At 60.9% G+C, this 24,951-nt stretch carries 14 protein-coding genes; 12 read left to right on the top strand and 2 right to left on the bottom strand.

The genetic code is table 11. From position 1 onward, the window contains the following. The first annotated feature begins 41 nt into the window (after window positions 1-41). The 9 genes from DQ393_RS10070 to DQ393_RS10035 all read left to right on the top strand — a co-directional run bounded on the left by DQ393_RS10070 (window position 42) and on the right by DQ393_RS10035 (window position 16,154). On the top strand, window positions 42-1,088 hold the full coding sequence (locus DQ393_RS10070; protein ID WP_432421998.1) for an ABC transporter permease: 1,047 nt from the start codon (window positions 42-44) through the stop codon (window positions 1,086-1,088). Continuing rightward, the gene (locus DQ393_RS10065; RefSeq protein WP_112341618.1) at window positions 1,085-2,011 is read left to right on the top strand and encodes an ABC transporter permease; all 927 of its coding nucleotides are present in this window, start codon (window positions 1,085-1,087) and stop codon (window positions 2,009-2,011) included. The genes DQ393_RS10070 and DQ393_RS10065 overlap by 4 nt, the downstream gene beginning before the upstream one ends. Continuing rightward, window positions 2,008-2,841: an ABC transporter ATP-binding protein gene (locus DQ393_RS10060; RefSeq protein WP_112341617.1), complete on the top strand. Its 834-nt coding sequence runs from the start codon at window positions 2,008-2,010 to the stop codon at window positions 2,839-2,841. Before DQ393_RS10065 ends, DQ393_RS10060 begins: the two co-directional genes overlap by 4 nt. Next, window positions 2,838-3,587, top strand: a complete 750-nt coding sequence (locus DQ393_RS10055) for an ABC transporter ATP-binding protein (RefSeq protein WP_112341616.1) — start codon at window positions 2,838-2,840, stop codon at window positions 3,585-3,587. Before DQ393_RS10060 ends, DQ393_RS10055 begins: the two co-directional genes overlap by 4 nt. A gap of 160 nt (window positions 3,588-3,747) precedes the next feature. After that, complete coding sequence (locus DQ393_RS10050; protein ID WP_112341615.1) at window positions 3,748-3,936, top strand: hypothetical protein; 189 nt, start codon at window positions 3,748-3,750, stop codon at window positions 3,934-3,936. A 163-nt stretch (window positions 3,937-4,099) separates the two neighbouring features. After that, window positions 4,100-4,258: a hypothetical protein gene (locus tag DQ393_RS33390; protein WP_181592308.1), complete on the top strand. Its 159-nt coding sequence runs from the start codon at window positions 4,100-4,102 to the stop codon at window positions 4,256-4,258. A gap of 872 nt (window positions 4,259-5,130) precedes the next feature. Beyond that, complete coding sequence (locus DQ393_RS10045) at window positions 5,131-13,641, top strand: GH36-type glycosyl hydrolase domain-containing protein (protein WP_112341614.1); 8,511 nt, start codon at window positions 5,131-5,133, stop codon at window positions 13,639-13,641. 108 nt (window positions 13,642-13,749) lie between these two features. Then, window positions 13,750-14,946, top strand: coding sequence for an OpgC family protein (locus DQ393_RS10040; RefSeq protein ID WP_245430304.1), 1,197 nt, complete (start codon window positions 13,750-13,752; stop codon window positions 14,944-14,946). A gap of 185 nt (window positions 14,947-15,131) precedes the next feature. Further along, on the top strand, window positions 15,132-16,154 hold the full coding sequence (locus DQ393_RS10035; protein ID WP_245430291.1) for a porin: 1,023 nt from the start codon (window positions 15,132-15,134) through the stop codon (window positions 16,152-16,154). A gap of 339 nt (window positions 16,155-16,493) precedes the next feature. Here DQ393_RS10035 and DQ393_RS10030 read toward each other — a convergent pair whose 3' ends face one another. Beyond that, window positions 16,494-18,263 (bottom strand): glucan ABC transporter ATP-binding protein/ permease, encoded by a 1,770-nt coding sequence (locus DQ393_RS10030; RefSeq protein WP_112341612.1) that lies wholly within the window; start codon window positions 18,261-18,263, stop codon window positions 16,494-16,496. 378 nt (window positions 18,264-18,641) lie between these two features. Between DQ393_RS10030 and DQ393_RS10025 the strand changes: the two genes are divergently transcribed. The 3 genes from DQ393_RS10025 to DQ393_RS10015 all read left to right on the top strand — a co-directional run bounded on the left by DQ393_RS10025 (window position 18,642) and on the right by DQ393_RS10015 (window position 23,587). Continuing rightward, a complete protein-coding gene (locus tag DQ393_RS10025; RefSeq protein ID WP_112341611.1) occupies window positions 18,642-19,382 on the top strand; it encodes a helix-turn-helix transcriptional regulator in 741 nt (246 codons plus the stop codon). Between the two features lie 116 nt (window positions 19,383-19,498). Beyond that, complete coding sequence (pyc, locus tag DQ393_RS10020; RefSeq protein ID WP_112341610.1) at window positions 19,499-22,960, top strand: pyruvate carboxylase; 3,462 nt, start codon at window positions 19,499-19,501, stop codon at window positions 22,958-22,960. Window positions 22,961-23,128: 168 nt separating this feature from the next. After that, window positions 23,129-23,587 carry a GNAT family N-acetyltransferase gene (locus DQ393_RS10015; RefSeq protein ID WP_112341609.1) on the top strand — a complete coding sequence of 153 codons (459 nt, stop codon included), beginning with the start codon at window positions 23,129-23,131 and terminating at the stop codon, window positions 23,585-23,587. 8 nt (window positions 23,588-23,595) lie between these two features. On the opposite strand, the gene DQ393_RS10010 is transcribed toward DQ393_RS10015, so the two are convergent. Next, window positions 23,596-24,840, bottom strand: coding sequence for a multidrug effflux MFS transporter (locus DQ393_RS10010; protein WP_112341608.1), 1,245 nt, complete (start codon window positions 24,838-24,840; stop codon window positions 23,596-23,598). Window positions 24,841-24,951 lie beyond the last annotated feature (111 nt).

Here is a 24,951-nt window from a genome sequence, read left to right as displayed (position 1 = left end):
GATCCGGCAGGACTAGGTCTTTGAGCACTGTCGAACGGAAAATGCAGGTGCGGCCCAAAAAGGGCCGTGCCGCTCCCTTTTTCATGGGTCTGCTGCGATTCCTCGTCGTGGCCGTCACCACCTATCTCGGCCTTCTGGCCGTCACCTTTTTCATCGGGCGGGTCATACCGATCGATCCGGCGCTGGCGATCGCCGGCGATCACGCGCCGCAGCAGGTGCTGGAGCGTCTGCGGCGCGAGATGCATCTCGACGAACCGCTTTATCTGCAGTTCTATTACTATCTGCTGAGCGCACTCAGCGGCGATTTCGGGACGTCTGTGCTGACGACCAATCCGGTCATGGATGACATCAGGCGCGTCTTCCCCGCGACGATGGAGCTCGCGACAGTCGGCACGATCATCGGCGCCTTGTTCGGGGTTCCCTTCGGTGTGCTCGCCGCGGTGCGTCGCAACAGCATGATCGACCAGATCGTCCGCGTGATCGGCCTCGTCGGCTATTCGGTGCCGGTCTTCTGGCTGGCCATGGTCTCGCTCGTCATCTTCTATGCGAAGCTGAACTGGGTCGCCTATCCCGGCCGCATCGACATCGCCTATGAATATAGTTTCACGCCGGTCACGGGCTTCTTCCTGCTGGATAGCGCCATGCAGGGGCAATGGGACGTCTTCTGGGACGTGTTCCGCCACATCATCCTGCCGGCATCGCTGCTCGGCTATTTTTCGCTTGCCTATATCAGCCGCATGACCCGCAGCTTCATGCTGAACGAACTGGGGCAGGAATATATCGTCGCGGCTCGAGCCAAGGGTCTTTCCGAGACGCGGGTGATCTGGGGCCATGCATTGCGCAGTGCCGCCGTGCCGCTGATCACGGTGATTGCGCTCTCCTACGCCGGGCTGCTCGAAGGCTCCGTGCTGACGGAGATCGTCTTCTCCTGGCCAGGCATCGGTTTCTATATCACCAGCTCGCTGCGCAATGCCGACATGAATGCCGTTCTCGGCGGCACGATCGTCGTCGGCACGGTGTTCATCGGCATCAATCTGATTTCCGATCTTTTGTATCGGACGCTCGACCCAAGGACCCGACGTAAATGACTGTCGAGACCACCCAACCCAGCTTGAGGGACTGGCTGCTCTCCGACCGGCCGCAGTCGCGCCGGCAGGCGAGGCTAGGGCGCGCCTATGTCACCTGGCGGCAGTTCTCCGCCAATCGCCTGGCCGTCATCGGACTGCTGATCATCGTTGCGCTCGTGCTCGTGGCGGCGCTCGCCGATGTGATCGCGCCGCATTCGCCCGTCATTGGCGATCTCACAAATGCCTATCTGAAACCGCCCGGCACGCCGGGTTATCTTCTCGGTACCGACGATCTCGGCCGCGATATCCTTTCGCGCCTCATCTACGGGTCGCGCTGGACGCTCTATATCGTCGTCCTGGTCGCGATTATCTCGGCGCCGATCGGGCTGATCATCGGCATGGTGTCGGGCTATATGGGCGGCTGGGTCGATGTGATCCTGATGCGCATCACCGATATCTTCCTTGCCTTTCCGAAGCTGGTGCTGGCGCTTGCCTTTGCCGGTGCGCTCGGCGCCGGCATCGAGAACGCCGTCATCGCCATCGCCATCACCTCCTGGCCGCCCTATGCGCGCCTGGCGCGGGCCGAAACGATGACGGTGCGGCGTTCGGACTATATCGCCGCCGTGCAGCTCATGGGTGCTTCGCCGCTGCGCATCATCTTCCGCCATGTCATGCCGCTCTGCATCTCCTCGGTCATCGTCCGCGTCACGCTCGACATGGCCGGCGTCATCCTGACGGCCGCCGGCCTCGGCTTCCTTGGTCTTGGTGCGCAGCCGCCGCTGCCGGAGTGGGGCGTGATGATCGCAAGCGGATTCAAATACTATCTCGATCAATGGTGGGTGGCGGCGATGCCCGGCATCGCGATCCTCATCGTCAGCCTCGGCTTCAACCTGCTCGGGGACGGCCTGCGCGACGCGCTTGATCCGAAGGAGAGCGGGCAATGACGACACTTTTGACCGTGGAGAACCTGAGGGTTCGTTATCCGACCCGCACCGGCGTCATCGACGCCGTGCGTGGCGTCTCTTTCACGCTCGGCCGCGAGCGGCTCGGCATCGTCGGCGAGAGCGGCTCCGGTAAATCGCAGACCGGCCGCGCCATCATGGGGCTGACGCCGCCGCATGGCATCGTCACCGCCGACAGATTGAATTTCAGCGGCATCGACTTGCTGTCGATTTCGGCCAAGGAGCGCCGGTCGCTGCGCGGCAAACGCATTGCCATGGTGCTGCAGGACCCGAAATATTCGCTCGATCCCGTCATGACCATCGGCCGGCAGATCACCGAGACGCTACGCACCCATGAAAAGGTGAGCAAGGCCGAGGCCCGCGACCGTGCCATGGCCATGCTGGAAGCGGTGCAGATCCGCGATCCCGGCCGCGTCTACGACCTGCATCCGCACGAGGTCTCGGGCGGCATGGGCCAGCGCGTCATGATCGCCATGATGCTCATCGCCGGGCCGGAGCTGCTGATTGCCGACGAGCCGACTTCCGCGCTCGATGTCACGGTGCAGCTCGACGTGCTCAAGATCATGGACAAGCTTGTCTCCGAGCGCGGCATGGGGCTGATTTTCGTCTCGCACGACCTGCGGCTGGTGTCGTCCTTCTGCGACCGCGTGATCGTCATGTATGCAGGTAAGGTGGTGGAAGAGCTCAAGGCTTCCGAATTGAACAATGCCCAGCATCCCTATACGCGCGGTCTGCTGAACTGCATGCCTGTTATCGGCGAAAACCGGCATCCGCTGCCGGTGCTCGACCGCAAGCCGGAGTGGGCGGCATGACGACAGCACTCGCAGTTGATGGCCTCAGCGTCGTCTATGATGGCTATTATGCGCTCGATGCCGTCGGCATCGACGTGAACAAGGGCGAATCCTTCGGCCTGGTCGGCGAGTCCGGCTCCGGCAAGTCGACGCTGCTGCGCGCCGTTGCGGGCCTCGCGCCCGTTACCGACGGCACGATCCGTGTCGGCGGCGAGCAGCTGAAGGGCGCCAGGCGCAGCAAGGCCTTCTATCGTCAGGTGCAGATGGTGTTTCAGGACCCCTACGGTTCCCTGCATCCGCGCCAGACGATCGACCGACTGCTGCTGGAGCCTTTGTCGATTCATGGGATCGGCGACACGGAGACCCGGATCGCCAGGGCGCTGGATGAAGTCGGCCTCGGAAAAGGCTTCCGCTTTCGCTATCCGCACCAGCTCTCCGGTGGCCAGCGCCAGCGCGTTGCGATTGCGCGCGCGCTGATCGTCGAGCCGTCGATCCTGCTGCTCGACGAGCCGACTTCGGCGCTCGATGCATCGGTGCAGGCCGAGGTGCTCAATCTGCTCGAACAGGTGCGCAGGGACCGCCATCTGACCTTCGTGATGGTGAGCCACGATCTCGGCGTCGTCACCCATATGTGCGAGCGCTTGGCCGTCATGCGCAACGGCGCGGTCGTCGAGAGGCTGACCGCAAAGGAGCTGGCAGCCGGCGACGTGAAAGAAGATTACACCCGCAATCTGATGATCGCCAGCAAGGGGTTCGTCCGCGCCTGAGTGGGCGACACCTTGAGCCTTGCCGCGTTAACGAATGGGACGGGTAAACACGACCAATCGTATAGACTATTGACACCCGCCGCAATTCTGTCATGATCTCGTTAATGGCAGTTAACTTTCGTGATCCCGATAAGGGGTCAGACGTTAGGTGGAGGCAGGCATGTTTTTCATGGGTGGCATGACCATGGGCTATCTTCATCCGCCGGTTCCGGCGAAGCAGGAAGGTGCACGGTCTGCCTCTCTTTCCGACGAAAACATCCGCCGCCAGGCCGGATCTGCCGAAGAGCAGGCGGCCGATACCAGCGCTATCGAGCGCAGCTTGATTTGGGCCCGCCGCATTCTTTGCTGAATTGGCATTGCCGATCTTTCGGGTCCTCGAAATCCAGTGGTTTAATTTTTCTCAGCTGGCGCTCTGGACGGAAATTCATCTCTACCTAGTTGATAGAAAATATATGAATAATCGTCCCAGGGTTTGACCTGAGAGACATATAAGAAACGAACGGAGGCAACACATGGCGAATTTGGGTATTTCGAATACGCATGTGAATCAGTTCGATGGTTCCAAGCGCGCCGCACAGACGCGGCACAAGATACAGACGGCGATCCATGTCGCCCTCTTCTCCGCCGCATTCCTATTCGTTGCGGCCATCGTTTGCGGCATCGTCGTCTAAACGCGATGCTTTTCGGGGCGGTAGCCCATGCCGCCCGCGCAGCATGGTCCTGTTTGCCGCGCCTTTCGCGGCGTTAAGGGCCAGGCAGAGCTGGGATTGCCGGGCGCCGGATACGGGCCGATATTCTGTTTCATTTCACAGCAACTCTCCCTTTCTCTCCCGCTGGCAGAACTTCGCCGGGCAAAGAAAATTTGCCTGGCCGATAGAATATGCCGCGCAGAAACGGTAGACTTCCCGAAAATAAAGAGCATTCGGGAGAGCGGTCGGCGCGATCATGGCCGGCGGCACGGAGGGGATCAAAAGGCTCTTGCGCGTGGCGCATTTTCCCTGATCGTGAGCAGCACCGTTTTCGTATGGCAATGGGGCCGAAGGGGCCGGAGCTTTGCGCGTCGGCCGCCGGTGGCCAATCGATCGGCCCGTGAACCGTTTCGAAAGCGATGCGTCCCGACAGGAATTTGCGAATCTTTTTATAGGGTTCAGTTTAAGTTCATCTTCTGCGGGATATTGAGGGTTCAATATTCCGAACCATGCTGAATTTCCGAAACGGGGTGAATCAGCCCAGGGAGAATGCCTCATGACCTTGATCGATTGTCGTTGACCTGTGCGGATCGCTGCCGGAACCATTTGGCCGCGTATCCAATTTCACGGGCACCTCTTGGATGATGACGAATAGTCGCCGCAATCTTTAAGAACGCCCCGTGAAAATCTTCGCCTTTATATGTCTGTTCTAAGCCGTCACTTCGAATTCACCCCCTTCGCCCGCCGGGAAGCGAAGCAAAAGGGTCCAAATGCGTGAATTCTTGCGTCGGGCAGGGCAAAAACGATAAAGGCGACAATGCCACTTACTCTGTTTGGACCCAGAACCCGAATCCATGACATCTCAAAATCTCTCCACCGTTACGCCACGTGATTCTGAAGCCAAGCAGATCGATCACAACGATGCGATCCGCGCCACTTATTTCTCCAACGAGCAAATAAAGGAATGCGGCGCGGCCTTTGCCCGCAACGGCGCGAAAACCAAGCTGCCAGGCTTTGCGCCCTTCGATTTCTTCGCACGGCACAAGGAAAACGAGAAAGAGATCCTGCGCGTCTATCGCTCGGCCAATGCCGATGTCGATGCTGGTGAATCGATCACGCCGGCAGCCGAATGGCTGCTCGACAACCACTACATCATCGAAGAGGCCATTCAGGAAGTCCGCCGCGATTTTCCGAAGAAATTCTACGATCAACTGCAGACGATCACCATCGACGGCATGGTGATGCCGCGCACCATGGCGCTTGCCTGGCTCTATGTCGCCCACACCCACAGCACGGTTTCCAATCAGGGCCTGCTGGCATTGGTGGAAGGCTTCCAGTCGGTGGAGATGCTGAAGATCGGCGAGCTCTGGGCTGTTCCCTCGCTGGTGCGCTACATCCTTGTCGAAAACCTGCGTCGCATTTCGAGCCGCGTCGAGCGGAGCCGCATGACGCGCAAGAAGGCGAATGCCGCCGTCGACGAGTTGATCCGCCTCAATGACGACGCCAAAGTCGCCGAATTCCTGAAGACGCTCGAGCCCTATACCTCGGACAATACCTTCGCCACTCAGTTCCTCTACCGCCTGCGCGACGGCTCGCATACGTCAGGCCTCGCCGTCACCTGGCTTGAGAAGCGGCTGACTGACGCCGGCACCGACGCCGAAAGCGTCATGATGGCCGAGCACAATCGCCTGTCGTCGGGTAATGTGACGATGGGCAACATCATCAAGAGCCTGCGTCTGATCGACGACACCGACTGGTCCGTCTGGGTCGAAGAGGTCAGCGCCGTCGACAAGCTGCTCTGGGATGAGACCGATTATGCCAAGCTCGATCCGGGCTCGCGCAACAGCTATCGCCGCCGTATCGAAAAGCTCGCCCGCCGTTCCGACAAGACCGAAATGGAGATCGCCCAGGTCGCCATGGCGATGACCGAGGCGGCCAAGGTATCGGGCGAAGTCCAGCCGCATGAGCCGAATATCGGCGATTTCATCATGGGCCAGCAAACGCAGAAGCTGGAGAAGGCGATCGGCTACCGTGTGCCGATTTCGGTGAGCTTCGTGCGCCAGTGGCGCAAGCTCAACTGGCTGTCGATCGCGGCGCCGGTGCTGTTCCTGAGTGTCGCGGCGCTCGCCATCGTCGGCTATTTCATGCTGCATGCCGGCATGGGCTGGGCCGAGACCATCCTGCTGCTCCTGATGTTCTCCCTGCCGGCATCGGAAGGCGCCACCGGCCTCTTCAACTTCTTCGTCACTATGTATCTGACGCCGGCGCGCCTCGTTGGCTACGAATTCAAGGAAGGCATTCCCGAAGAAGCCCGCACGCTGGTCGTCGTACCGACACTGATCGGCAATCGCGACAGTGTCGACGAACTCGTGCGCAATCTCGAGGTCCATTATCTCGCCAATCCACGCGGCGAAGTCTATTACGCGCTGCTCAGCGACTGGCCCGACAGCCAAGAGGAAGAGAGCGAGCGCGATCTGGAAATCTTGGATTACGCCCGCCGCGAAGTCGCCAATCTGGCTGCACGCTATGACGAGGATGGCGTCCAGCGCTTCTACCTGCTGCACCGCCGCCGCCTCTACAATCCGTCCGAAGGCGCGTGGATGGGCTGGGAGCGCAAGCGCGGCAAGCTGCACGAGCTGAACATGCTGCTGCGCGGCGACCGCGATACCACTTTCCTGCCCGGCGCCAATATCGTGCCGAAGGACGTCCAGTATGTCATGACGCTCGATTCCGACACGCGCCTGGTGCGCGATACGGTTACGAAGCTCGTCGGCAAGCTGCATCACCCGATCAACCGCCCGGTCTTCGATCCCGAGAGCAAGCGCGTCGTGCGCGGCTACGGCGTGCTGCAGCCGCGCGTCACCCCGTCGCTGACGACGGGCAAGGACGCGTCGGTGTTCCAGCGCGTCTTCTCGGTCAACCGCGGTCTCGACCCTTACGTCTTCGCCGTCTCCGACGTCTATCAGGATCTGGTGGAGGAAGGCACGTTCACCGGCAAAGGCCTCTATCACGTTGATGCCTTCGAAGCGTCGCTAAAGGGCAAGATCGAAGAGAACGCGGTTCTCAGCCACGACCTGCTCGAAGGCTCGATGGCGCGCTGCGCTCTGGTCACCGACTGCGAACTCGTCGAGGATTTCCCGATCCGCTACGAAGTTGAGGTCTCGCGCCAGCATCGCTGGGCGCGCGGCGACTGGCAGCTGCTTCCTTACCTCTTCAATCCGAAGCGTGGCGTCACCGGCCTCGGCCGCTGGAAGATGATGGATAATCTGCGTCGCTCGCTGACGCCGATCGCCTGGTTCTTCGCTTCCGTCCTCGGATGGTACTTCATGGAGCCGTTGGCGGCGCTCATCTGGCAGATCCTGTTGATCTTCTGCCTGTTCGTCGCGCCGACGCTGTCGCTCATCAACGGCATCATTCCGCGCACAAGCGATATCGTCGCCCGGGCCCATCTCTACACGGTCTGGTCGGATATCCGTGCCGCCAACGCGCAAGTCGCGCTGCGCATCGTCTTTATCGCCGACACCGCCTGCGTCATGGCTGATGCTATCGGCCGTTCGCTCTACCGTGCCTTCGTCAGCCGCAAGCTGATGCTGCAATGGCGAACCGCCGCAAGCGCCCAGGCTGCCGCGCAAACGACTATCCTTGGCCACTACCGCGTCATGTGGCATGCGCCAGTGCTGGCGCTGCTGGCCTTGGCTTTTGCTTCGCTCTCCGGCGACAACGCCTTCTTCGTCGGTATTCCCTTTGCGCTGCTTTGGGTCCTGTCGCCGGCGATCGCCTGGTATGTCAGTCAGTCGGCCGAGACCGAAGACAGGCTCGAAGTGCCGGAAAGCGTCTCCTTCGAACTGCGCAAGATCGCGCGGCGCACCTGGCGCTACTTCGAGACCTTCGTCGTCGAACAGCAGAACCATCTGCCGCCTGACAACGTGCAGCAGACCCCGAATGCGGTCGTGGCCTCGCGCACGTCGCCGACCAATATCGGCGTCTACCTGCTGTCGGTCATTTCCGCGCGTCACTTCGGCTGGACCTCCTTCGAGGAAACCATTGATCGCATGGAAAAGACCATGGCGACCGTGGCGAAGCTCGAAAAGTTCCGCGGGCACCTGTGCAACTGGTATCACACCGATACGCTGAAGCCGATGGGCGCTCGCTACATCTCGGCCGTCGATAGTGGCAATTTCGCCGGACACCTGATTGCGGTTTCCTCTGCCTGCCGCATCTGGGCGGAAGCACCATCGGCCCATATGCAGGGCAATCTGGACGGTATCGGCGATGTCGCCGGCATTCTTGCCGAAACCCTTGCCGAGCTCCCGGACGACCGCAAAACGGTTCGCCCGCTGCGCCGCCGCCTGGAAGAGCGCATCGTCGGCTTCCAGAACGCGCTCGCCGCCGTCAAGCGCGAGCATGAGTTCGCTTCCATCCGCGTCATCAACCTTTCGGTTCTGGCGCAGGATATCCAGAAACTTGCGGCAAACCTCGACCATGAGGTGAAGTCGACGCAGAGCGGCGAGGTGCTTACTTGGTCGCAGTCGCTGGTGAGGGTCTGTGAAGGCCATATCGCCGACAGCATCTTCGATCTCGCCAATGTGGATTCGCTGCGCCAGCGCCTGGCGAAGTTGCGCGACCAGATGCGCGATCTTGCCTTCGGCATGGAATACGGCTTCCTCTATCGTCCGGAGCGGCGCCTGCTTTCCATCGGTTTCCGCGTCGAAACCAACGAGCTCGATGCGGCCTGCTACGACCTGCTGGCCTCCGAAGCCCGCCTGACCAGCCTTTTCGCCATCGCCAAGGGCGATCTGCCGACCGAGCACTGGTATCGTCTCGGCCGTCAGGTCGTTCCCGTCGGCTCGCGCGGCGCGCTGGTTTCGTGGTCGGGCTCGATGTTCGAATATCTGATGCCGCCGCTCGTCATGCAGGAGCGTCAGGGCGGTATCCTCAACCAGACGAACAATCTGGTCGTGCAGGAGCAGATGAACTACGCCAAGCGCCTTGGCTCCGATATTCCCTGGGGCATTTCGGAAGCGGCCTTCAATGCTCGCGACCACTACATGCACTACCAGTACACCAATTTCGGCGTGCCTTCGCTCGGCCTCAAGCGCGGTCTCGGCCAGAATGCCGTCATCGCACCTTACGCCTCGATCCTCGCCAGCCAGTATCGTCCGGCTGCGGCGCTCGAAAACCTGCAGAAACTGCGCAAAGTGGGCGCTCTCGGCATCTATGGCTTCCACGATGCCGTCGATTTCACGCCGACCCGCGTTCCGGAAGGCAAGAAGTGCGCGGTGGTCTACAACTACTATGCACACCATCATGGCATGTCGATTGCCGCGATCGCCAACGTCGCCTTCAACGGCCGCCTGCGCGAGCTCTTCCATGCCGATCCGGTGATCGAAGCCGCCGAACTGCTGCTGCAGGAAAAGGCGCCGCGCGATATTCCGGTCATGGCCGCCAAGCACGAGAGCGACCAGCCGGCCAATATCCAGGAAGACATGCTGCGTCCGGAAATCCGCAAGATCGCCGATCCGGCCACGCAGGATCGCGAGCTCGCCTTCCTCTCCAACGGCCATTATTCGGTCATGCTGACGGCGACCGGCGCCGGTTATTCGCGCTGGAACGGCCTGACGGTCTCGCGCTGGCGCGCCGATCCCACGGAAGACCGCTGGGGCACGTTCATCTTCCTGCGCGATACCGCCTCCGGCCAGTGGTGGTCGGCGACCGCGGAGCCGCGCAGCATCGAGGGTGAGAAGACCAAGGTCTCGTTCAGCGATGAAAAGGCCGAATACAGCAAGACGGTCGGCGATCTCACCAGCGACGTCGAATGCATCGTCGCGACCGAGCACGATGCCGAAGGCCGCCGCGTTACGCTGCTCAACATGGGCACAGAGGACCGCTTCATCGAAGTGACCTCCTATCTCGAGCCGGCGCTTGCGAGCGATGACGTCGATTCCGGTCACCCGGTCTTCACGCGCATGTTCGTGCGCACCGAGATCGGCAATGGCGGCGATGTGATCCGCGCCGAGCGCAACAAGCGCGACTATAACGAGCCTGACATATCGGTCGCCCATCTGGTCGTCGACAATGCCGGATCCGAACGCCCGACCGAATTCGAAACCGATCGCCGCAAGTTCCTCGGCCGCGGCCGCACGCTTGCGGAAGCTGCAGCTTTCGATCCGGGTGCGTCGCTCTCCGGCACGGACGGCTTCACCATGGACGCCTGCCTGTCGCTGCGTCGCGTCGTGCGCGTGCCCGCGGGCAAGAAGGTCAGCATCATCTTCTGGACGATTGCCGCCCCGAACCGCGAGGAAGTCGACAAGGCCGTCGAGCGTTACCGCAATCCCGACACCTTCGGCATCGAGCTGACGCAGGCGTGGACGCGCACACAGATGCAGATGCGCCATGTCGGCGTTACCTCGCAGCAGGCGGCCGCCTTCCAGAAGCTCGCCCGCTATCTCGTCTATCCGGATATGCACCTGCGTGCCGATGGCGCCACCGTGCAGGCCGGCCTGCATTCGCAGTCCGCACTCTGGCCGGTGACGATCTCGGGTGATTTCCCGATCTTCACCCTGCGCATCAACGACGATATCGATCTCGAAATCGCCCGGGAAGCGCTGATGGCGGCGGAATATCTGCGTTCACGCGGTATCACTGCCGATCTGGTAATCGTCAACGAACGCGCTGTCGAGCAAGCCCAGGACATGCAGCGCGAGCTGGATAAACTCGTCGAGCATGTTCGCCACAACCAGGGCGACGGTCTCAGGCAGAACATCTTCTCGGTCCGCAAGGACCAGATCGAAAACGAGACCTACCAGGAGATCCTTGCCGCATCGAGGGTGATCTTCCATGCCCGCAACGGCAAGCTCGTCGATCAGATTGCCCGTGCGGCGACGCTGTTTGCCTCCGCACAGTCCGATGGGCCGGCGCCGGTCAATCGTCTTATCGTGCCGGCAGCGCTGCAGGAGTCGGTTTTTGCGGCCGACGCTCTGGAGGCGCAGGACGATCTCGATTTCTGGAACGGTTATGGCGGTTTCTCCAAGGATGGCCGCGAATATGTGGTTCGTCTGCCCGGTGGGCAGTCGACGCCGCATCCATGGATCAATGTCATCTCGAACGAGCGCTTCGGCTTCCATGTGCCCGCCGAAGGCGGCGGCTTCACCTGGAGCCACAATTCGCGCGACTATCAGCTGACACCCTGGACCAACGACATGGTCATCAACCGTCCGGGTGAGGCGCTCTACGTCGCCGATCTCGACAGCAACAAGGTCATGACACCCTATGCCGGCCTGTCGCGCAATGCGAAGGTCCGTTTTGAGGCGCGTCACGGTCTCGGCTATTCCGTCTTCTCGAGCGAAGAGGATGGCGTGGCGCTGGAGCTGACGCAGACGGTCGATCGCGAGCGCCCGGTCAAGCTCTTCCGCCTGCGGCTCAGCAACAATGGTGCAGGCAGCCGGCGCCTGCGGATCTACAATTACGCGGAATGGGTGCTTGGCACCAACCAGAACAAGACCAGGCCCTTCATCCTGTCGACGCTGGATGAGGAGACGGGTGCGCTGTTTGCCAACAACCCCTACAGCATCGATTACTTCAAGCGGACTGCCTTCATGGCGGCGAGCGAGACGCATTCGAGCTTCTCGGCAAGCCGCCGTGAGTTCATCGGCCGTCACGGCACCATCCAGATGCCGGAAGCCGTCGTTACGGCTGCCGCGCTCTCGAACTTGACCGATCTCGATGGCGATCCCTGTGGCGCTCTGGCCTTCGATGTGACCGTCGCGGCCGGCGAGCAGAAGGAAATCTGCTTCTATATGGGCGATACGGCGACCGTCGAAGAGGCCCGCGCGCTGGTTTCGGAAATTCGCAAGGCCGATTTCGAGGCCGTGCTTGCAGCAGGCCGGGAGTTCTGGGATGGCTTCACTGGCCATGTGAAGATCTCGACGCCGGACAAGGCGATGAACAACATGATCAACGCCTGGCTGCCTTATCAGAGCCTCGGCTGCCGCATCATGTCGCGTACCGCCTTCTACCAGTCGTCGGGTGCCTTCGGCTTCCGCGACCAGCTGCAGGATACGCTGGCATTCCTGGTGCACAAGCCGGAGCTTGCCCGCAACCAGATCCTCAATGCTGCCCAGCGTCAGTTCCGCGAGGGCGACGTGCAGCATTGGTGGCTGCCGGGCAGCGGCGCCGGCGTGCGCACGCATATTTCGGACGATGTCGTGTGGCTAGCCTATGCCATCGACCAGTACTGCACCGTGACGGGCGACAAATCGATCCTCGACGAGGAGCTTGCCTTCGTCGAAGGTGCGGCACTGATGCCCGGAACGCATGACGTCTTCTATCAGCCGACCGTGTCGCAGGACAAAGTTAGCGTCTACGAACATGCGGCGCTCGCCCTCGATCTCGCGATCAAGCGCAAGGGAGGCAGCGGGTTGCCGCTGATCCTCGGCGGTGACTGGAACGACGGCATGAACCGCGTCGGCATCCAAGGCCGCGGCGAAAGCGTGTGGCTCGGCTGGTTCCTGGCCGGCATGCTCACCGCCTTCCTGCCCTATGCCGAAGCACGCGGCGACAACGAGCGCGTCAAGCGCTGGTCCGATCATCTGCCGGAACTGCGTAAGGCGCTCGAATCGGCCGGCTGGGACGGCGGTCATTATCGCCGCGGCTATTTCGACGATGGCAGCCCGCTCGGTTCCAGCGAGAATTTCGAATGCCAGATCGATTCGATCGCGCAGTCGTGGAACATTCTCTCCGGCGAAGGCGACAAGGCGCGTGGCGAGAAGGCGATGAATGCCGTTCTCGACAAGCTGGTGGACGATGAAAACCGTATCATCCGGCTGTTCACGCCGCCCTTCGCCAAATCGGCGCGCGATCCGGGCTACATCAAGTCCTACCCGCCTGGTGTGCGCGAGAATGGCGGCCAGTATACCCATGCGGCGACCTGGGTCGTCATGGCGCTGGCGGAGATGAATCGCGGCGACGATGCCTGGCATTGCTTCGATATGCTGAACCCGATCAACCATGCACGCGATCGTGATGAGGCCGATACCTATCGTGTAGAGCCCTATGTGGTTGCTGCTGATATTTACGGCGAAGGACAATTGACGGGCCGTGGCGGCTGGACCTGGTACACGGGCTCTGCCGGCTGGCTGTATCGTGTCGCTGTCGAAGGCATTCTCGGCATCCGCGTGAAAAACGGCCGACTTTTCGTCAAGCCGGCCCTGCCTTCGAACTGGGACGGCTTTGCGGCGGATCTCGAGTTGCCGGGCGGAAATTACCGCATTTCCGTCTCAAAAGCGCCCGATGCGGCGGGATACTCGGTCACCATCAATGACAGGGCGATCGCCCATCCCGAAGAGGGCTATCCGATCGGACAGTAGCGTTTCTGCACTGTTTCGCTTCGACGATCGGGGCCAAAGGGGGAACTCTTTGGCCCCGATTGCATTTGAGTGTCGGAACAGGAGAGTTTTATGAATTCGAGGGCGGATATGAGCTCGGTGCCGGCACAGCGATTGAGTTTGCCGAAGCCGGTCTCCCAGAGGGATACTCGACTGGATGTTCTCAGAGCCCTGGCTCTGATCATGATCTTCATCAACCATGTGCCAGGGCAGATCTTCGAGGATTTCACCTCCAAGAATTTCGGCTTCTCGGATGGTGCTGAAGCCTTTGTGCTAATCTCCGGCATTTCGGTCGGCCTTGCCTATGGAACGAGATTTCTTCCGGGCAATCGGCTGAAAATGGCATGGAAGGCGATCAAGCGGGCATTCACGCTCTATACCGCCCATATGATCACGACCTTCGTGACGCTGGTGCTGTTCATCTCGGGGGCATGGATTTTTCATCAGAAGGGCCTGCTGTGCGAAGTGAACATCCTCGCCCTGCTGATGGACCCGGCACGCGGCATACCGGCGCTGCTGACGCTCGGGCACCAGATCGGCTACAACAATATCCTGCCGATGTATGGCGCCCTGTTCCTGATGCTGCCGCTGATCATGCTGCTGGAGGCGAAAAACCCGCTGCTCCTGCTGCTGATTTCCGTCTGCGTATGGCTGGTGTCGGGCATCTACTATATCGCGCCGCACACGACGCTGCTCGATGGATTCTGGTTCCTTAATCCACTGTCGTGGCAGCTGCTTTTCGTCATCGGCTTTATGGCCACCATGCATGTCAAACGCGGCGGGCGCATCCCCGTGCATCCGGTGTTGATCGCGCTTGCGTCCGTCTATGTACTCCTGTCCTTCATTTGGGTGACCGACAAGCTCTGGATCCTCGGCGATTATCTCGCCACGTTCGGCCTGCCCACCGTCGTTACCGGCTTCGACAAGACGTTCCTGTCGCTGCCGCGCCTGCTGCACGTGCTGGCGCTCGCCTATCTGATCGTCAGCATACCCTCCATTTCGCAGTTGCTGCGCCGTTCCGCTAACCATCCGCTGACGATCCTCGGTCGGCATTCGCTCAGCATCTTCGTGGCGGGCACGATCCTGGCCATGGCCGGTCAGGTGATCCTCTATGTGACCAACAAGAGCCCGACCGTCGGCGCGATCTATGTCGTCATCGGCATCGCCGCACAATTCTTCTATGCCTATCATCTGGAGCACAAGCGGCTGCAACTCGCCAACCCGCATGCGGCGAAGGTGCCTGCAAGGGCGATCACTATGCCCGCACATATCGCGAAGCGGCGCTGATCTCCTAGAGCTGCGCACTGGTGCGCAGCTCAATCCCATGTTTTTCTTCAATATTTTTGATTGTGACACTTTCGCGAAGGAAGTGTGACGTGATTTTTCTGCAACGCGGCATGATTGCGCTGCATCGCAGCAAAAATTCGAGTGTCCAAAATCTTGTTGTGCAAAATTTAATCGTTATATGGTCGATGTGGCGGGCTCGGGAAGCGCCGTCATCGCGTCGCCGGTGTCGTTTTTGTGATGCTTACGGCCCTGGTTACTTCTTCATTCCGGGCACTGAAACCTGCCTCAAGATCGGCGGCCGTGTCCGTACCGAAGGCGAGTGGTACGATGCCTACAACCCGAACAGCAAGAACGGTACACTCTGGCACACCCGTGCAGAGCTGAGCGTCGACACCGCGACTGACACCGAATACGGCCCGCTGAAGACCAACACGGTCGTCCGTTGGGACTGGAACGACGGCAACTCCACCTCCACCAAGCTGCTGTTCGCCAACATCAGCCTCGGCGGCTTCCTCGTCGGTAAGGCCGATTCGCAGTACAACAACTACATGGGTTATGCCGGCAACGTCATCAACGACGACGTGATCTATGACGGCCCGAAGGAACTCAACCAGCTCACCTATAAGTATGATGCTGGCAACGGCTTCACGGCGGTCATCTCGCTTGAGGATTCCAATTCTTCCAGCGATACCTCGTCCTACGGCGGCGCTTGGCAAACCGGCACGGGCAACCATTATGCTCCTGACGTCGTTGCCGGGGCCGGCTACAAGACGGGTGCCTGGACCCTTCGCGTTATCGGTGGCTATGACTCGATCGTCGAAGAAGGTGCGATCAAGGCTCGTGTCGATGCCGACTTCGGCGCATTCTCGGCCTTCCTGATGGGCGGCTGGAACACCGATGGCGACAAGCTCAACAAGTATGCCGGCTCCTACCTGAACAGCAACCGGTCCGCCTGCCCGACCAACGGCGCGGATTGCGGCTGGGGCGACTGGGCATTCTGGACAGGCGCCAGCTATCAGCTGAACCCGAAGCTGCAGGCCAACGCCCAGGTTGCCTACACCGACTCGAAAATCTTCGCCGCCACCGCCAACGTTGCCTGGCGTCCGGTCAAGGATCTGCTCGTCGAGCCGGAAGTTTCCTACACGAACTGGGATGCCGCCGACGCCGATCAATGGGCCGGCGTGCTCCGCTTCGAGCGCAAGTTCTGATCTGATACCGGCCGGGCGCCGATATTAACTCCTGGTGCGCCCAGCCAATTGACCTCCGATCAGAAAACGGAAAGGCCCGGTTTTCCCGCCGGGCCTTTCTTCGTTTCTGGGTGGTGGTGTCTTTGATCGAGGCGGTGGATCTTGCGGATTCGTTGGGTATAGCCCCTCACCCTAACGCTTTCCCGGTTTCAACGGGGAGAGCGTTAGGGTGAGGGGCCAAGCAGGAGGTTGCCGATCGCGCTGTGTCTGCCTGACAATCGTCGCCTGTCCAAAGCCTCGACAGCAAAAAGCCGGAAGAGCGGTGCTCTCCCGGCTTCGATCTTGGGCCCCTTGCGAAGATCAGGCGGCTTCGGTTTCCGTTGTATGTGCCTTGCGGACTTCCTCGTCCGTCAGGATGCCGCTGGCGCGCAGCAGGGCGGCGAAGCGGCCGTTGCTCTGGCTGAGCTCGTTGAAGCTGCCGTTCTCGATGATGCGGCCGTTGTCCAGGAAGAGGACCATGTCGGCCTCGCGGACCGTTGACAGGCGGTGCGCGATGATGAAGGTCGTGCGGTTCTGGCGCAGATTGTCGATCGCCGTCTTGACCCGGTTTTCGGTTTCGACGTCGAGCGCGCTTGTGGCTTCGTCGAGCACGAGGATCGGAGCGTCCTTCAGGATGGCGCGGGCAATCGCGATACGCTGGCGCTCGCCACCCGAGAGCTTGTTGCCACGTTCGCCGACGCGGGTCTCGTAACCGCTTTCACGGTTTTCGATGAAGTCGTTGGCGGCGGCGGCCTGTGCTGCGCGGACCATTTCCTCCTCCGTCGCACCTTCGCGGCCGAGGCGGATGTTGTCGCTGATCGAGCGGTTCAGCAGGCCGGCATCCTGGAAGACGGTGGCGATGAAGCGGCGCAGCGACCTGCGCGTCACCTTGGTGATGTCGTGACCGTCGACAAGGATCTGGCCCTTCTGCGGATCGAATACACGCTGCAGCAGGTTGACGAGCGTCGTCTTGCCGGCGCCGGTCGGGCCGACGATGGCGACGGTCTGGCCAGCCTTCACCTTGAAGGAGATGTCGTGCAGGCCCTGCGACGAGTTGGCGAAGCCGAAGGAGACGTCGCGGAATTCGACTTCGCCCTTGACGTCCTTGATCTCGGCAAGGCCGGCCGGCTCTTCGCGGTCGCGGACCGAATCTTCCAGCGTGTAGAAGTCTTCGAGCTTGGCGCGGGCTTCGAAAATCTGGTTGGCGAAGTTACGCAGCTGCTCGAGGCGGCCGATCAGCACGTTCGCAAAGGCGATGAAGGTGATCAGGGCACCGAGGCTCAGGCTGCCACCCTGGACGAGGACGGTGCCGATCATCAAGATCGCCATCATCGCGACGGTCGACGCCGTGCGGTTCAGGGCACCGGCAAGGGCCCACCAGTCGAGGACGGGATACTGCGCAGCCAGCAGCCGCTCGGTGAACGACTTCAGCGCCTTGGTTTCCGCCTCGATGCGATTGTAGCTATGCAGCACCGAAACGTTGCTGATCGAGTCGCTGACATGCGAGAAGACGGTATTGTAGTGGCTTTCGACCGAGCTCTGGCCATCTTTCGTGCGGTTCATCACCAGGCGGCCGATGATCCAGTAGAAGACGCCGAGCAGGATCAGCACAGCCGAGAGGCGCAGGTCCATGGCTATGGCGGTCGGGATCATGACGATGAGCGCGACGGCGGTCGTCAGGTGGTTGCGCATGAATTCGAGCCACAGGCCGAACAGCGCCTCGCAGGCGCGCAGCAGGGTGTTCAGCGCACTCGCCGTGCCGCGCTGGCTATGCCAGGAGAGCGGCATCGAGATGATGCGGCCGAACGCTTCGGTCAACAGGGATGCGCGGCGGCCATGCGCGAGACGATCTGCCTCGCGGGACACCACGATAAAGGCGACCGCGCTGAAGACGGCAAAGCCGGCCCACAGCATCATGGTCGGAGCGACTGCGTCTTTCTTGGCAATGGCGTCGAAGATGCGGCCGAACAATACCGGTTCGTAGATGGTGGTCATCGCAAGCGCGATGTTTGCGATCACGACCATCCATACGCGGTATCGATACGCGCCAAGATACTTCAGGGCTCTTGCATAGACTTTGAACAGTGACACGGTCTGGCACCCTCTGTGCATCAGCAAAACTCGGAATGCTGAGACACTACAGATCGGTACCTGAACCGGCGATTAACGGAATTTGCAGCTGTTTTTTCAGGGAATTTTTCGCGCAATGCGCGCGATGGCGCGATGACGGCGCTATCGGTCGCCGCAAAAATATGACAATTTGAGGAGACTTGGACGCGACAGTATCGCGCATCTCCAAGCACCGCAGAGATCGCCCTTCACGGTTGAACGGTAAAAAAATCGCTAAGGGCGTTCAATTTTGCGCCGGCATGAGTATGTTGCCGGCGATTGAGCGCGCCGTGGGGCCAGACGGGCATGGTGGCAATGCCCGTCCGTCGATAATTCAGGCTGCAAAGCCGAGGGGTAGATGTGAATATCCATTCGCTGTTACAATTGCTTGTAGTCCTCGAAGAGTGCAAGCTCGCCAACGACGTCGCAACCGAACTCGAGCGGGTGCTCCGCTCCTACAAATTCGAATTCTACGGCTTGCTGAAGCAGACGCGGCCGAATGTCGATGTCGCGAACTTCATGCTCGCGGGGCGCTGGCCCGATCGCTGGCCGCTGATCTATGTTCGCAAGCGGTACATGCTCGTCGATCCGGTCGCGCGCTATCTCGGCCGGGCGCAGCGTCCTTTCCGCTGGCGCGATGCCGTCATTGCCCTGAAGGCGGATCCGCTGCGGCGGCGGATGGACCAGATGATGGCGGACGCCCGTGCCAACGGGCTTGTGGACGGCTATGTCTTCCCGATCCATGGGCGGAGTGGCTTGCTTGGGTGCATGACGATCGGTGGCGAGGCTGTCAATCTTTCTCCGACTGAGCTTTCCCTTTTCGATGCGGTCGCCAAAAAGGCCTTCTGGCGACTTCTGGAGCTGAATGGCGAAGCGCAATCGCTGGAAGATCCGGGAAGGACCGAGCTGAAGCTGACCAAGCGCGAGATGGAGGTGCTGAACCACCTGGCCGACGGCATGACGTCGATCGAGATCAGCCGGCTGCTGACGATCTCCAACCATACCGTCGATTGGTACATGAACAGTATCCAGGATAAACTCGATGCCAAGAACAGGCAGCATATCGTGGCTATTGCTTTCAGAAACGGACTTATTCCGTAATGGCAACTATTTTGCTGTCGGATGTCGCAGGAGAAATTGAACTTCCTGTAACAAGAAGTTAAGAATTCTCTTCGCGGGTGCAGCATTGCCCGTTTCGATGCCGTGAGGAGACAGCATTGCCCATTTCCAAGATCCTGGTTGCCAACCGTTCCGAAATCGCCATCCGCGTATTCCGCGCTGCCAACGAGCTTGGCATAAAAACGGTGGCCATCTGGGCCGAGGAAGACAAACTCGCGCTGCATCGCTTCAAGGCTGACGAGAGTTATCAGGTCGGCCGCGGTCCGCATCTTGCCCGCGATCTCGGGCCGATCGAGAGCTATCTGTCGATCGACGAGATCATCCGCGTGGCCAAGCTGTCCGGCGCCGATGCCATTCATCCAGGCTACGGCCTGTTGTCGGAGAGCCCCGAATTCGTCGATGCCTGCGATGCCGCCGGCATCATCTTCATCGGTCCGAGGGCCGACACGATGCGACAGCTCGGCAACAAGGTGGCGGCGCGCAACCTGGCGATTTCGGTCGGTGTGCCCGTCGTGCCGGCAACCGAGCCGCTGCCGGATGATATGGCCGAAGTCGCCAAAATGGCTGAAGAGATCGGCTATCCGGTCATGCTCAAGGCTTCATGGGGCGGCGGCGGTCGCGGCATGCGTGTCATTCGCTCCAAGGCCGATCTCGCCAAGGAAGTGACGGAAGCCAAGCGCGAGGCGAAGGCTGCCTTCGGGAAGGACGAGGTCTACCTCGAAAAGCTCGTCGAGCGCGCCCGCCACGTCGAAAGCCAGATTCTCGGCGACACGCACGGCAATGTCGTGCATCTGTTCGAGCGCGACTGTTCGGTTCAGCGCCGTAACCAAAAGGTCGTGGAGCGCGCGCCGGCGCCTTATCTGACGGACGCGCAGCGCCAGGAGCTGGCTGCCTATTCGCTGAAGATCGCCGAAGCGACACATTATATCGGCGCCGGCACCGTCGAATATCTGATGGATGCCGATACCGGCAAATTCTACTTCATCGAAGTCAATCCTCGCATCCAGGTCGAGCACACGGTGACCGAAGTCGTCACTGGCATCGATATCGTCAAGGCGCAGATCCACATTCTCGATGGCTTTGCCATCGGCACGCCTGAATCGGGCGTTCCGAAGCAGGAAGACATTCGCCTCAACGGCCATGCGCTGCAGTGCCGCGTGACGACGGAAGATCCGGAGCATAATTTCATCCCGGACTACGGCCGCATCACCGCCTATCGCTCAGCCTCCGGCTTCGGTATCCGTCTCGACGGCGGCACCTCCTATACCGGCGCGATCATCACCCGTTACTACGATCCGCTGCTGGTGAAGGTGACCGCCTGGGCGCCGAACCCGCAGGAGGCGATCGCCCGCATGGACCGCGCGCTGCGCGAATTCCGTATCCGCGGCGTGGCGACGAACCTCACCTTCCTTGAAGCAATCATCACGCATCCAAAATTCCGCGACAACAGCTATACGACGCGCTTCATCGACACGACGCCCGAGCTGTTTCAGCAGGTCAAGCGCCAGGATCGCGCCACCAAGCTTCTGACCTATCTCGCCGATGTCACCGTCAATGGCCATCCCGAAACGCGCGGCCGCCCGGCACCTTCGCCGAAGGTCGCCGAACCGGTATTGCCCTATATCGACGGTAAGGTGCCCGACGGCACCAAGCAGCTGCTGGACAAGCTCGGCCCGCAGAAGTTCGCCGAATGGATGCGCGACGAGAAGCGCGTGCTGATGACCGACACGACGATGCGTGACGGCCATCAATCGCTGCTTGCCACCCGCATGCGCACCTATGATATCGCCAGCGTCGCCGGCACCTATGCGCGCGCCCTGCCGCAACTTCTGTCGCTGGAGTGCTGGGGCGGCGCCACCTTCGACGTTTCCATGCGCTTCCTGACGGAAGATCCGTGGGAACGCCTGTCGCTGATCCGCGAGAGTGCGCCGAACCTGTTGCTGCAGATGCTGCTGCGCGGCGCCAACGGCGTAGGCTATACAAACTATCCCGACAATGTCGTGAAATATTTCGTCCGCCAGGCTGCCAAGGGCGGCATCGATCTCTTCCGCGTCTTTGACTGCCTGAACTGGGTCGAGAACATGCGCGTGTCGATGGATGCCGTTGCCGAGGAGAACAAGCTCTGCGAGGCGGCGATCTGCTATACGGGGGATATCCTCAATTCCGCCCGCCCGAAATACGACCTGAATTATTACACCGATCTTGCCGTCGAGCTGGAAAAGGCCGGTGCCCATATCATCGCGCTGAAGGACATGGCGGGCCTGTTGAAGCCGGCTGCGGCCAAGGTGCTGTTCAAGGCGCTGCGCGAGGCGACTGGTCTGCCCATCCACTTCCACACGCATGATACCTCGGGCATTGCCGCCGCGACGGTGCTCGCCGCCGTCGACGCCGGCGTCGATGCCGTGGATGCGGCGATGGATGCGCTGTCGGGCAATACCTCGCAGCCCTGCCTCGGCTCGATCGTCGAAGCCCTTAAAGGATCCGAGCGCGATCCGGGCCTCGATCCCGAATGGATCCGCCGCATCTCCTTCTACTGGGAAGCGGTGCGCCATCAGTATGCCGCCTTCGAAAGCGATCTCAAGGGACCGGCTTCGGAAGTCTATCTGCACGAAATGCCGGGTGGACAGTTCACCAATCTGAAGGAGCAGGCGCGTTCGCTTGGGCTTGAGACCCGCTGGCACCAGGTGGCGCAGGCCTATGCCGACGCCAACCAGATGTTCGGCGATATCGTCAAGGTGACACCGTCTTCCAAGGTCGTCGGCGACATGGCGCTGATGATGGTCAGCCAGGACCTGACGGTCGCCGATGTCGAAAACCCGGCCAAGGATATCGCCTTCCCGGATTCGGTCGTCTCGATGCTGAAGGGCGATCTCGGCCAGCCGCCGTCCGGATGGCCGGAAGCCCTGCAGAAGAAGGCGCTGAAGGGCGACAAGCCCTATACGGTCCGCCCCGGCTCGCTGCTTGCCGAAGCCGATCTCGATGCCGAACGCAAGACGATCGAGACCAAGCTGGAGCGGAAGGTCGACGATTTCGAATTCGCCTCCTATCTGATGTATCCGAAGGTCTTCACCGATTACGCGCTGGCGGCCGATACCTACGGCCCGGTCTCGGTGTTGCCGACGCCGGCCTATTTCTACGGCCTGAAGGAAGGCGACGAGCTCTTTGCCGAAATCGAGAAGGGCAAGACGCTCGTTATCGTCAACCAGGCGATGACGGCGACCGACGAAAAGGGCATGGTCACCGTATTCTTCGAGCTCAATGGCCAGCCGCGCCGCATCAAGGTGCCGGATCGTGCCCATGGCGCTTCCGGCAGCGCTGTCCGCCGCAAGGTCGAGACCGGCAACGCCGCCCATGTCGGCGCGCCGATGCCGGGCGTCATCTCCACCGTCTTCGTTTCGCCCGGCCAGGCGATCAAGGCCGGCGATGTGCTGCTGTCCATCGAGGCCATGAAGATGGAGACGGCGCTGCACGCCGAAAAGGACGGCACGGTTTCCGAGGTGCTGGTGCGCGCCGGCGACCAGATCGACGCCAAGGATCTGCTCGTCGTCTATGGCGCATAAATCCAAGCTTCGTTGAGATACGATAGGCGGCCGGATCGGGCCGTCGATCGCGAAGCGGTGACTTTCGTTCGCGCGCATCGGAGGTCGGCTCTCTGTACGCGATCGCGACGAAGGCATCGCATAATTCTCATGTCGGATCATCGTAGCCAGGTCCGTGGAGGTGGAGGCATGACGGAAGCGATTTCCTTGCGGGTGGCGACCGATGCCGATGTTGATAAAATCCGGGCGCTAACGCGCGAGGCCTATGGCAAGTGGGTGCCTCTTATCGGCCGCGAACCGTTGCCGATGATGGCAGATTATGCCGAGGCGGTGCGCAAGCATCGCATCGATCTTGTGGACGTCGGTGGCGAGCTTGTGGCGTTGATCGAGATGGTGCCGGCCTCGGATCACCTGTTGATCGAGAGCGTCGCCGTATCGCCGCGCCATCAGGGAAAGGGTATCGGCGGGAGACTGTTAATTCATGCCGAGCAGGTTGCGGCCACACTCGGTGTCGACGACATCCGGCTCTACACCAACAAGCGCTTTACCGAGAATGTGCAGCTCTATCTCAGACATGGTTATGCGATCGACCGCGAGGAGCCACTGAAAGACGGCTTTCTTGTCCATATGAGCAAGCGCATCGGCTAGGCAGGCCATTATCTCGGCTTCCCGATCCAGGCTGCCCAGATTGCCGCCAGCAGCGCAAGCACTGCGGAGATCAGCATCAGGGTGAAAAGCGTATGGATCGTTGCAGATTGGGCGATGAACAGCCCACCTATTGATCCGATGAGCGCGCCGCCAGCAATCCGCATGGCGGCGGCGAGGCCTGCAGCCGTTCCCACAATATCCGATCTGACCGACATGGCGCCGCTATTGGCCGCCGGCATGGTCAGCCCGTTGCCGATGCCGATGAAAATGCAGGGGCCGAAGAGCGTCAGAACCTCGACCATGCCCGACAGTGACAAGCTGAGACCAACCGACAGGCCGATACAAGTGAGAAGCCGCGCGATGACGAGGATAGTACCGAGCGGAATTCTTGCCCCGTAGCGGCCGGCGAGATAGCTGCCCAGAACGAAGCCGGCCGGAACGAGGCCCATGTAGAAGCCGAGCTTGGCGCTCGAGCCGCCGAGCGCATCGCCTATCGTGAGCGGCGCTCCGCCGAGAAAAATGTAGAGCACGCCCATCGAGCAGGCCATGCAGAGCGTATAGGCCCAGAACCGAGTAGAACGCAGAAGAAGTCCATAGGAGGCGATATAGTTTCTCTGCGTACCCGTCGAAGGTGCTTTCGATCCTTTCAGTTCGCGCAAGGACAGAAGGAAGGCGGCGATGCCGAAGATGGCAAGGAGGACGAAGCTTGCCTGCCAGCCGAAAAGCTCGTCCAGCGAACCGCCGAACAGCGGGCCGACCATCGGCGCCAATGCCCATCCCATGGCGAGATAGCCGAACTTGCTGGCAGCCTGACGCTCGTCTGATGTTTCCTTGATGATGACCAGGGCCACGGAATAGCACGGTCCAATGCAGGCCTGCATCATGCGGCACAGCAGGAAGATGCCGATATTCGGAGCGAGAACGCAGCCGATCGAAGCGACGATGAAGATCGTGAGCGCCGTCAGGACGACCGGCCGGCGGCCGAACCGATCCGATATCGCGCCGCCGATTGCCTCAAGGAACGCGGTGACAATGGAAAAGCCGGCGACCGAGAGATTTACGAGAGCGAAATCGGCGTGGAATGCCGCTGCCATCTTCGGCAGGGATGGCAGGATCATGTTAACCGGCAGCACGGCAAGCGCCGAGAGCAGGATGAGGGTTATCAGCCGCGGCGGTGCGGCGGCTCTTTCGGTCGCCGTATGGTCGGTTGGCTGCTTGGATGAATGGTCGATGCGGCTTTCGGTGCGCGTCATGGCCTTGTCCGTCGTGTGGATGGGAAGTCGAGGGGATCTGACGAGGCGCGCCCTCTTTTCAGGGCAATAAAAAAGGCCCCGTCAGGAGCCTGCTTACCGCGCATGGGTGCT

It is taken from the genome of Martinezella tropici (assembly GCF_003287875.1).
Taxonomy (GTDB): domain Bacteria; phylum Pseudomonadota; class Alphaproteobacteria; order Rhizobiales; family Rhizobiaceae; genus Rhizobium; species Rhizobium tropici_C.
The sequence above is the reverse complement of the archived record's forward strand: the minus strand, read 5'-3'. Positions and strand labels throughout refer to the sequence as shown.